This window comes from Lentimicrobium sp. L6 (assembly GCF_013166655.1).
Taxonomy (GTDB): domain Bacteria; phylum Bacteroidota; class Bacteroidia; order Bacteroidales; family UBA12170; genus UBA12170.
The window spans coordinates 1-9959 of record NZ_JABKCA010000116.1; the positions used below are offsets into that span (position 1 = coordinate 1).

8 protein-coding genes are annotated in these 9959 nt (G+C 35.1%); 2 read left to right on the forward strand and 6 right to left on the reverse strand.

Translation table 11 applies throughout. The features are described 5' to 3' along the window. Positions 1-380 precede the first annotated feature (380 nt). Positions 381-1589 carry an exonuclease subunit SbcD gene (sbcD, locus tag HNS38_RS18945; protein WP_172346913.1) on the forward strand — a complete coding sequence of 403 codons (1209 nt, stop codon included), beginning with the start codon at positions 381-383 and terminating at the stop codon, positions 1587-1589. 11 nt (positions 1590-1600) lie between these two features. Beyond that, on the forward strand, positions 1601-5260 hold the full coding sequence (locus tag HNS38_RS18950; protein ID WP_172346914.1) for an AAA family ATPase: 3660 nt from the start codon (positions 1601-1603) through the stop codon (positions 5258-5260). A gap of 63 nt (positions 5261-5323) precedes the next feature. On the opposite strand, the gene HNS38_RS18955 is transcribed toward HNS38_RS18950, so the two are convergent. From HNS38_RS18955 to HNS38_RS18980, 6 genes are all read right to left on the reverse strand, one after another. Continuing rightward, complete coding sequence (locus HNS38_RS18955; protein WP_172346915.1) at positions 5324-6208, reverse strand: DUF5777 family beta-barrel protein; 885 nt, start codon at positions 6206-6208, stop codon at positions 5324-5326. Between the two features lie 26 nt (positions 6209-6234). Beyond that, complete coding sequence (locus tag HNS38_RS18960; RefSeq protein WP_172279365.1) at positions 6235-6780, reverse strand: YceI family protein; 546 nt, start codon at positions 6778-6780, stop codon at positions 6235-6237. A gap of 19 nt (positions 6781-6799) precedes the next feature. Next, on the reverse strand, positions 6800-7225 hold the full coding sequence (locus tag HNS38_RS18965; RefSeq protein WP_172346916.1) for a hypothetical protein: 426 nt from the start codon (positions 7223-7225) through the stop codon (positions 6800-6802). A 139-nt stretch (positions 7226-7364) separates the two neighbouring features. Continuing rightward, a complete protein-coding gene (locus HNS38_RS18970; RefSeq protein WP_172279369.1) occupies positions 7365-7745 on the reverse strand; it encodes a c-type cytochrome domain-containing protein in 381 nt (126 codons plus the stop codon). Next, positions 7726-8406, reverse strand: a complete 681-nt coding sequence (locus HNS38_RS18975) for a c-type cytochrome domain-containing protein (RefSeq protein WP_172279371.1) — start codon at positions 8404-8406, stop codon at positions 7726-7728. The genes HNS38_RS18970 and HNS38_RS18975 overlap by 20 nt, the downstream gene beginning before the upstream one ends. Positions 8407-8636: 230 nt before the next feature. After that, complete coding sequence (locus tag HNS38_RS18980) at positions 8637-9905, reverse strand: replication-associated recombination protein A (protein ID WP_172279373.1); 1269 nt, start codon at positions 9903-9905, stop codon at positions 8637-8639. Positions 9906-9959: the final 54 nt, after the last annotated feature.

Genomic DNA, 9959 nt, shown 5'->3' on the forward strand with positions numbered 1-9959 from the left:
TTTTTTCAAAAGTATAACATTTTAGCTCATCCCCCCAGGTTTTGTTCTTGACCCAGATTAAGTCTATCTTCTTTCATAATACGCCTCCGAGTAAACTATAATTAAAGGCAGTCTGATTAGGCAAAATCACCCAATACAACTTCTTCTATTCAGAATCAAATCTTCCAGCTTCAAAATAATTGTAGGCTTTCTCAAGTAGATATTATTAAGTTCGTTTTTAAGATATTAAAAAACTATTGAGGGTATATCAATAGTTTTTTGGTTTTCTTTTTACCTTAAGATTGTATTATTTCCCAAACACAAAGAGAATGGAGAAAACTTTTGTAATTTTGTTCTGAAATCATTTTATTATCTCAAATCACTATATTGAACGCAATCCAATGAAATTATTACACACTTCCGACTGGCATCTTGGACATCGACTACATGAGCAATCACAATTTGAGGAGCAATCTTTATTTCTCACCTGGTTACATGAGTATATCATTGATAATGAGATAGAAATATTATTAATTTCTGGAGACATTTTTGATAATGGAACGCCCTCCTCTCAAAGCTTGAAATTATACTATGATTTTCTAGTTCAGCTCACCAAAACCAATTGCAATCATATTGTCATTATAGGTGGTAATCATGATTCTCCAGGTACTTTAAATGCTCCAAAAGAACTTCTAAATGCTTTGTCTATTAAAGTAGTGGGTAAAGCCTCTGAAGATATTAAAGACGAAGTATTTAAATTAAATAGCAATTCTGAAGAAATCATTATTGCAGCCATCCCTTATTTACGTGATCAGGACATTAGAAAAGCGGTTGCTGGAGAAGCTTTTGACGAGATAACAGAACGATATAAGAAAGCATTAACTAAGCATTATACAGAAATTGCAGAATACTGCGATTCTATAAAAAGTAAGAATACACCTATTATAGCTATGGGGCATTTATTTGCAGCGGGAGGAAGTGTTTCTGAAAGTGAGCAAAATATTTATGTTGGGAATCTTGGTCATATTGGAGCACAAGATTTCCCCAAAACCTTTGATTATATCGCCTTAGGACATTTACATCGGGCTCAAACGGTAGGTGGCGTAAGCCATATTCGCTATTGCGGCTCTCCTTATATTTTGAGTTTTAGCGAAATAAATTCGGATAAGAAAATTCTTGTCATTGAAACCAAAGGCAAGGATATCAGTAGTATTGAAGAGTTTGTCATTCCTCAATTTAGAGTGGTAATAAGAGTGACAGGGAATTTAAAATCTTGTATCATACAATTGGGAGTTATCAGTAGCAATTCTTATCAACTAAAGCCTTGGGTGGAAGTAGTTTTAGATAATGAAGCCAATGCCAATATGGGCTATGCTGAAATTCATAAGGCTGCTGATGTACTTGATTTGGAAATTTTAAAAGTTACACTAAAGAACCAAAGAAACACCATGGGATTAGAGCAGTTGATCCATGATTCAAAAAAAATAAAAGCCCTCTCTCCTATTGATGTATTCAAATTAAAATGTGAAGAGCAAAACTTTAATTTAGATGAGAATGAAGAGATTATGGATGCTTTTAGTGAGATTTTAAACAAGGTTAGAGAATACTAGATTAGGCTATTATGAAAATTTTAAAGATAGAGCTACAAAACATCAACTCCCTAAAGTCTGATATTCCTATCATCATCGATTTTGAGCAAGCTCACTTTCAAGATGTGGGATTATATGCTATTACAGGTTCTACAGGAGCTGGGAAAACCACTATTCTAGATGCCATCACCATTGCTTTATATCATGAGGTTCCTCGTTTTAAGAAATCGAATATTAAGGCTGGTTTGGTAGATGTAGTGAGCTATGGTGCAGTTGAAGCTTTTTCTAGAGTGCTATTTGAAAATGATGGACAAGAATATGAAGCCAGTTGGACCATGCGATTGGCTACCAAAACTGGCAAAAAGCTAAATAATCCCAAGGAGGAAGTCCGTTTGAAAAATATCAGTAGCGGAAAAATTATTGCGGAGAAGAAAAGAGAGGTTCAGCAACAGGTTGAAAGGGTTTTACAATTAAATTATAATCAGTTTTTACGTTCTGCTATGTTGGCCCAAGGTGAATTTGCTTCTTTTCTATCGGCCAATGCCAAAGATAAAGGCGACCTATTGGAACAGATTACCGGTGAAGATATTTATAAGAAAATTGGGGAAGGCATCAACCAAAAGCAATACGATGAAAAGAAGAAATTAGAAGCCATACAAGCTCGTATTAATCATGAGGATTTACTTTCTAGTGAAGATAGAATAGCACTTCAAGAAGAAGAAAAAAAGTTGAACGAGCAGCTCACACATTTGAATCTAGAAATGCTAAATCTGACTAAGATTATCGAATGGTATAAGAGAGCGGATGAATTAATGCTGCAAGAAAAGGAAATTAAATTAGGAGCTGAAAATCTGCAAATCGAGTTTGAGCAAAATAAACCTAATTTCCATCGGCTTTTATTACATGAAAAAGCTGAGGTTTTCAAGGATATTATTGGAGAAATTACTCGAAGTAAAGAGTTTATATTACTGAAAGATAAGAAGCTCCATCTTGTACAAGAGAACTTATTAAAGCTACAGCCTCTTATTGAAAAGATAAAAAAGGAGGAGGCTAATCATTTAAAATTAGTTGAAGAGAAAAAGAAAAACTTTCAAGATTGGATTCCAAAGTTAGATAAAGTTGCTCAGTTGGATGGCCAAATTTCAAACAAAAAAGAACTTCAAGAGAAAAGCCTTATTCTTCTTAAGAAGAATAAATCAAGCCTTCTCGGTCATGAAAATGAAATCAAATCTTTTCAGGATTCAAAGCAGAAATATAGTCTTGAAATCCAGAAGCTAGAACGGTATATTCAGGAACATAAAACCTTAGTGGAGATTGAAACACATTGGCCCACTTGGAATACTCAGTTTGCTAAATTACGTGATCATCAGCAGCGAACAGGAATAGGCGCTAAACAGATTAGTATAGATAAACAAGAAATCGCTGAGAATAATGAAAAGCTGAAGTCTTATCATTTGGCCTCCTCAAAAAACAAAGCAGAGTTGATCCCTATTCAGGAGAAACTCCTTATCAATGCGAAACAATTAAAAGAGAAAGATTTAGATAAAATACTAAAGCAACAAGAACAGTTGGTGCTTGATTTGAATAAATGGGATAAAGCTTTACAATTAAGTCAACAATTTAATGACTTATCTAAGAACATGTTGAATCTAGAAGCTCAGAATACGGCTATTACAAAGCATATTGAAAAGTTGAATCTGTCTTATGAAAAAGCAAAACTAGACCTGGAGAAGGCAAGAATGGCTGTTGTGGATATGGAAAAGATAGTAAATCTTGAAAAATCCATTAAAAACTTAGAAGCGGAACGCTCCAACTTGGAAGAAGGAAAAGCCTGTCCCCTATGCGGTTCCGAATCTCATCCTTATGTGGAAAAGTATAAAGATTTGAATATTTCCGAATCTGAAGCAGAACTAAAAAGTCGAAAAGAGATTTTTGAAAAGTTGCAATCAGAAAAAGGTAAAGTAGAAATTGAAGTCACTCAAGCAAAATCTAGTCAAGCTCACCTTCTAGAGCAGCTTCAACAAGGCCATCAGTATATTGTAAAAGTAAAATCAGATTCGGAGCTATTGCATCTAAACTTTGAATTGGGGAAAACTGAATTCATTGAGCAACAAAAAGAGAAGATAGAAAAAGAAATAGCGGGTTTAAAAACTGAAATCGATAAATATCACCTTCTTCAGAAAGAAAAAGCAAATGTTGAAAAAGATGTACAGCAAAAGAATGAAACACTTCATAGCTTAAATCAGCAAATAGCTTCTGTTGAGGGAGCCAATAAACAACTGATAGAGAAACTGGTAGAAAAAGAAAGTCTGCTAGCTCAATTATTAGAAGAAACCAAAGAGATTGAAAGTCATTTAAAAGAGCAGCTCAGTCAATTTCAATTGGAATGGCCGAGTATTCATGAATCAGAAACATTCATCAAGAATCTTCAGGAAGGCATCTCTAAGTATAAGAAACAAGAGAAATCTCAAGAAGCCTATAAAAAGCAAGTGGATGAACTAAACCTCAAGCTCAAGAATACCGAAGTCCAGCTCCAAACTAAAAAGAAAGAATTGGAGGAGTCTAATAAAGAACTAATGGCTTTAGACCAGGAGATTTTGGCTTTCCATAAAGAGCGGAACGAGATTTTACCCAGCGAAACGAGTGTAAAGAGTAAACGAGTCACTTTAGAAGAAGAAGAAAAGCTAGCTGCTAAAAATTTGGAATCAGCTCTACAAGAAAAACAAAAACTCGAAACCGCATTAACCCAAAACACAACGGAGTCCAAGAGTATCCAAAATGATTTATTTGAGAAAAAGAAAGCACTTCGCGATTTCCAATCCGACTTTGAAAAGCGACTGACCCCAAGTCAGTTTCTTGATATTGAAGAAATTAATGCTGCTTTACTGGAAAGTGAAATCAAAGAAGTCTTACAAAAGCAAAAAGCAGAAATCGATAAAAAAGCTATTGAAATAAAAGCTTTAGAAGAAAAGAACAAACAGGAATACAAGGCATTATTAGAACAGAAAACTTTTGAACTAGCGAAAGATGAAGCGGAGAAGCAAGCCGAACTCGCCAAAGAAGAAAAAGATAAAAAACTCAAGCGCTCTGGAGAAATCACCCAAAAGGTTGCCCATGATCAAAAGGTAAAAGAGCGAAATAGTGGAATCTTTAAAGAGATAGAGGCTCAAGAAAAGCAAGTCAAAAAATGGAAGGATCTCATGGATTTATTGGGTGGTTCCAAACATGCTTTTAATACTTATGTCCAAAGGCTTACCTTAAAATCATTGATTGGATTAGCCAATATCCATTTATTCAAACTCAATAAGCGCTATTCCTTAAAAATGAAGGAGCATTATGCCTCAGGAGAGGAATTGAACTTTAATTTAGTGGACCATTATCAAACCGATGAAGAACGCTATGTAGATACCAGCAGTGGCGGGGAAAAATTCCTCATCAGCTTAGCTTTAGCATTGGGATTATCAGACCTAGCCAGTAGCAATGTGAAAATAGAATCTCTATTTATTGATGAGGGTTTCGGAACCTTAGATAATGTCACCCTAGAAACAGTAATTTCAACTTTAGAAACTCTACAGGCACAAGGAAAAATGATAGGAATCATTTCCCATGTAGAGAATTTAAAAGAGCGTATTCCTACTCAAATTCAATTGATTAAAAAGAGCAATGGGGTTAGTGAGGTGGAGATTGTATAAAACTAAGCCCCCCCCCCAATAATATAATTACATCGGGCTTAATCCTTGCTTTATTTAAATTCTCTAATGCTTCTTCCCACCAAAAGAAAAGATACGAGAAATATTAAATCCAAAGTATATATCACCATTTCCCCATTTATCAGTAGTATGAGTTAAAAAATCTGTCACATTGATAGGTACCGAATTTGTGAAGAATAATTGGAATACATGTCCTCCTGTTTCAATATCAAAGCCAATGGTCAATGAATTGGTATAATCGTAAGAATGAATCTGATCAGGAATCACATAATGATATTCCACATTAATACTGGTTCTTTTGGTGAATTTATATCTTCCTCCTGCACCAATAGTAAAAATATCGTTATGGTCTTTAGCCGTAGCCACCAAATTCTTATGAACTAAGGATGGCATGAATTGCAAACTCAAATTCTTGTTGAACTTTCTAGCCACTATAGCTTGAAAAAGATAAGTCATTCTGCTAGAGAAATAATTCTCTTGGTCTGGATTCTCCCACTTCAATGTATTAATACTTGTCCCAGCCACAAGATTCAAGGTAACAGGCATTTTCTTTAGTCCTTTTGATTGTCTGAGCACTTTATACTTTAAATATCCATCGTATGTTTTGTTATAACTACTACGACCATAACCAACCGTCAATCGGTCAGTAATTCCGTATTCCAAACCCAAACGAATGGTCGCTTGATCGAGCCCGAAAAACTCATAAGCCCCTCCATTAATGTTTCCAAAATGGTGAGATATTAAAAAAATCATATCGTTTTTTACGGGATTCTCCACACTATATCCTAGAGCCAAACGTGTGGTTTTAAATGTAGCAGATGTATAATCTATGGTTTCATCTTCGCCAAATATATCCATTAAATCATCTTGAGCAAAAGAGGAAATCAGTCCAAAAAACATTAATCCAAAAAATAGTACTATTCTTTTCATTTATATAGTTTTATATGCAATTATCTCTATAATTTCTTTAGGTCCACATTGATAAAGACTTCAATCTCTTCAGCTATGTTTTTCACCACCGCTCCAGGGATTTTAATATCATATTCTTTAGGTTCTATCATTATTTTCGAAGTCGCCGAAATCATGTCTTTTTGAACATTCATCATACCATCGGCTTCCACATCCATGGTCATTCCGTGTATGGTTAATTTCCCTTTTACTTTAACAGGAAGCTCTCCCATTTTTTCCAGATCAACATCCTCATTATTAACAATTTTGCCCTTAAAAAATGCATTTGGGAAATCATCACTTTCCACATAATTCTCATTGAAGTGCTCCTGCATCAAGGCTTTTTCAAATTCAAATGATTTCATGAGAACTTTAAAAACAAAAGCTCCATTTTCATGGTCATAAGCAGAATTTACCTGTTTATTATCTGCTTCAATGGTCTCCATTGGTGTTTCCGAATAGAATCGAATATGACCAGATTTCGTCACGAATTTTTGTGCAAAAATGGAAGTCCCCATCATCAACACTGCCATTATAAATATATACTTTTTCATTTCTTAGATTTTAAGTTTATTATTTTTTAATTAGTGAAGCCTTTTCTAAAACCACATCGCTTTCATTATAGCCCGTACAATATGCTTTTAGAAGCACCGGCTTATCTATTGCTAGAAGTTCTAAATCATCATTATAATCTGCTAGAAAAGTCGCTCTTACCCCTTCTGGACCAAACATTCCTTGGTCATAAACGAAAACCATAGTTTTAACTCCCTCGTTGTTTTCTATCTCTTGAGGAGTCCCAGATAGTTCAACAATCTTTCCTGTGAACTCTTGGGATTTTCCTTCATTCTTGCATTTGTCAAACAATTCTTTTGCCGTAATACTGATTTCTGCATCAAGATTTTGATAATCAGGATGCGATTTATTATACATAAAGAAATAGCCATAAACTCCAGCTATTAGTCCTATGAGTAGTAATCCAAGAATTATTTTCTTCAGCATATATTTAGATTTTATTGTTTTTTTTAATGTATTTTGATGTCAAAATATTATTTTTAACCTCTTTTTTGGTTCGAAGTTCGAAGCTAGAAGTCCGAAGAAATGCTCCACCTACTTCCAGCTTCTAACTTCCAACTTCCTTTTAATTATTTGGACTTCCATCAGCAATCCATTTCTGAATTTGGAGAAGGCTACAGTCACTCAGTTTACTACCTCCAAGTGGCATGGCAGAATATCCACCTTCATGATTGATACTACCCCATAAACGTCCATCATCGGCTACTTTTTTTAATTCTTCATAAGTATCTACCCTCACACCTCCCGAAGGATTACTTTGTTGATGACAAGATACACAACTGGCTTCCATGATGGGTTTCACAGTTCCAGAATAAGTGACATTATTCACATCACAGGTCTCAGTATCAAAAGGATATAAATCTTCCTTATTATCATAATAGCAGGCTGTAAAAAACAGAGGAAGCAAAATTGCTAGAAATATCGGTCTAATTATTCGGTGTTCCATCTTCAATCCATTTAGTTATTTTGTCCATATTACAATCATTAACCGATCCTCCTGGGGGCATTTGGGGAGCGCCATTTGAACCTGATAGTACGTTTACCAATAATCCAGAATTGGCCACAAAGGAAATCTCAGTATAATTCGATAATAAAATCCCTCCTTCAGGATTGGCTCCTGTATGACAACTGGCGCAGTTATTACTAATAATAGTTTGAATATCATTTGCAAAACTCACCGATTCTAAATTACAATCTTCAATACATTGATTATTTTTTGCACCTTGAGAAATCCATTTTCTGATTAACTCTTTTTGCTCCCTTGTCAATGAAGCCATTGGCGGAGGAGGCATCAAATCATCACCATCCTCAAAAAGCACTTCATATAGTTCTGAATCTTCAGGTCGAAAGGGTTTTACTTCTCCAGTTTTAATAATTCTGATATAGCTACTTAAATCTACACCATGTTCTGCAGAAGCGGCATCATGACATCCACTGGTTGCACATGTTGAATTGATTAATGGTTGAATATCGTTGACAAAATAAACAGTATCACTATTACAGCTTAGACTTTGTGTTGGTGTTTCTAAAGACTCGGGTACTACCCTCTCATGCTTACAACTCACTACAATTAAGGCAATAAACGCCATTAAAACTACTTTTCTCATTTAGATATAGGTTTGATTTTATAAATAGGCTATCTAAAAGTACAGTATTAGAATGATTTCGTTGCTTTTGTCTTACAGATTAACAATTGTTTAACGATAGGCGACTGTCTAAGGATTGCATAGTTGTTGAGCGTCATGAAACATTGTGATCATCATAAAAAGGAAATAAATATTAAAGATTTAATGTACTAATATACATCACAAAGAATTAGTGCTCTCAAAAAATAGACTTAATATTTGCCTTTCCAACGTTCTTTAATTTTTTGCTGATCTGCTTGCTCTCGTTTATTATTACCAGGTTGGTATAAAGTGATTCCTTTAACTCTTTCGGGCATAAACTCTAGATCTACAAAATTGTTTTTATGCTCGTGGGCATATTTATAATGAGCGCCATAACCAATTTGCTTCATGAGCTTGGTAGGTGCATTTCTAAGATGCAGTGGGACTGGCAAATCTCCAGTTTTCTTAACTAAGCTTTGGGCTTGATTTATGGCAGCATAAGTGGAATTACTCTTATCGCTATTGGCTAAATACACTGTAGTCTGGCTGAGGATAATCCTCGATTCGGGCCAGCCAATCTTACTCACTGCGTCGAAACAGGCATTGGCTAGAAGAAGTGCATTGGGGTTAGCATTTCCAACATCTTCTGATGCTAGTATCAAAAGACGACGAGCAATAAATTTAACATCCTCTCCTCCTTCTATCATACGGGCTAACCAATAAACTGCAGCATTAGGGTCACTACCTCTTATGGATTTGATAAAAGCAGAGATGACATCATAATGCATTTCTCCTTTTTTATCATAGGTCGCTAAATTCTTTTGAATCAATTCGGAGACTAAAGCATCTGTAAACTCTATTTTTTTAATCTGAGAACCAAAGGTTCCAACAACCAGTTCAATGGCATTATAGAGTTTACGAGCATCTCCTCCAGAAACTCTAAACAAAGCTGCCGTTTCCGTAAACACTAAATCTATACTTAAAGCTTCTGAATAATAGGTCTTAGCTCTTTCCACTAATTGCAAAAGATGTTTTTCTTCTAATGATTTCAGAATATAAACCTGTGAGCGTGATAATAGCGGAGAAATCACTTCAAAAGAAGGATTCTCAGTAGTGGCTCCAATTAGCGTTACAGTCCCAGTTTCAACAGCTCCTAATAAGCTATCCTGCTGCGATTTGCTGAAGCGATGAATCTCATCTAGAAATAAAACCGATTTACGTCCTGATGCACTTGCTTTATCAATAACTTCCCTAACTGCTTTCACTCCCGCATTAATAGCTGATAATGAGTAAAATGGGACATCCAAATTCTGACTTAATATAAAAGCCAAAGTAGTCTTTCCAACACCTGGAGGTCCCCAAAGAATCATAGAAGGTGTATTTCCAGCATCAATAGAACGACGTAATATCCCTTTATCGCCAATTAGATGTTCTTGACCAATATAATCATCAAAATTAAGTGGACGAAGGATTTCTGCTAATGGCTTAGTGGAGTTCATACTGGTTACTGGTTACTGGTTACTGGTTACTGGTTACTGGTTACTGGTTACTGG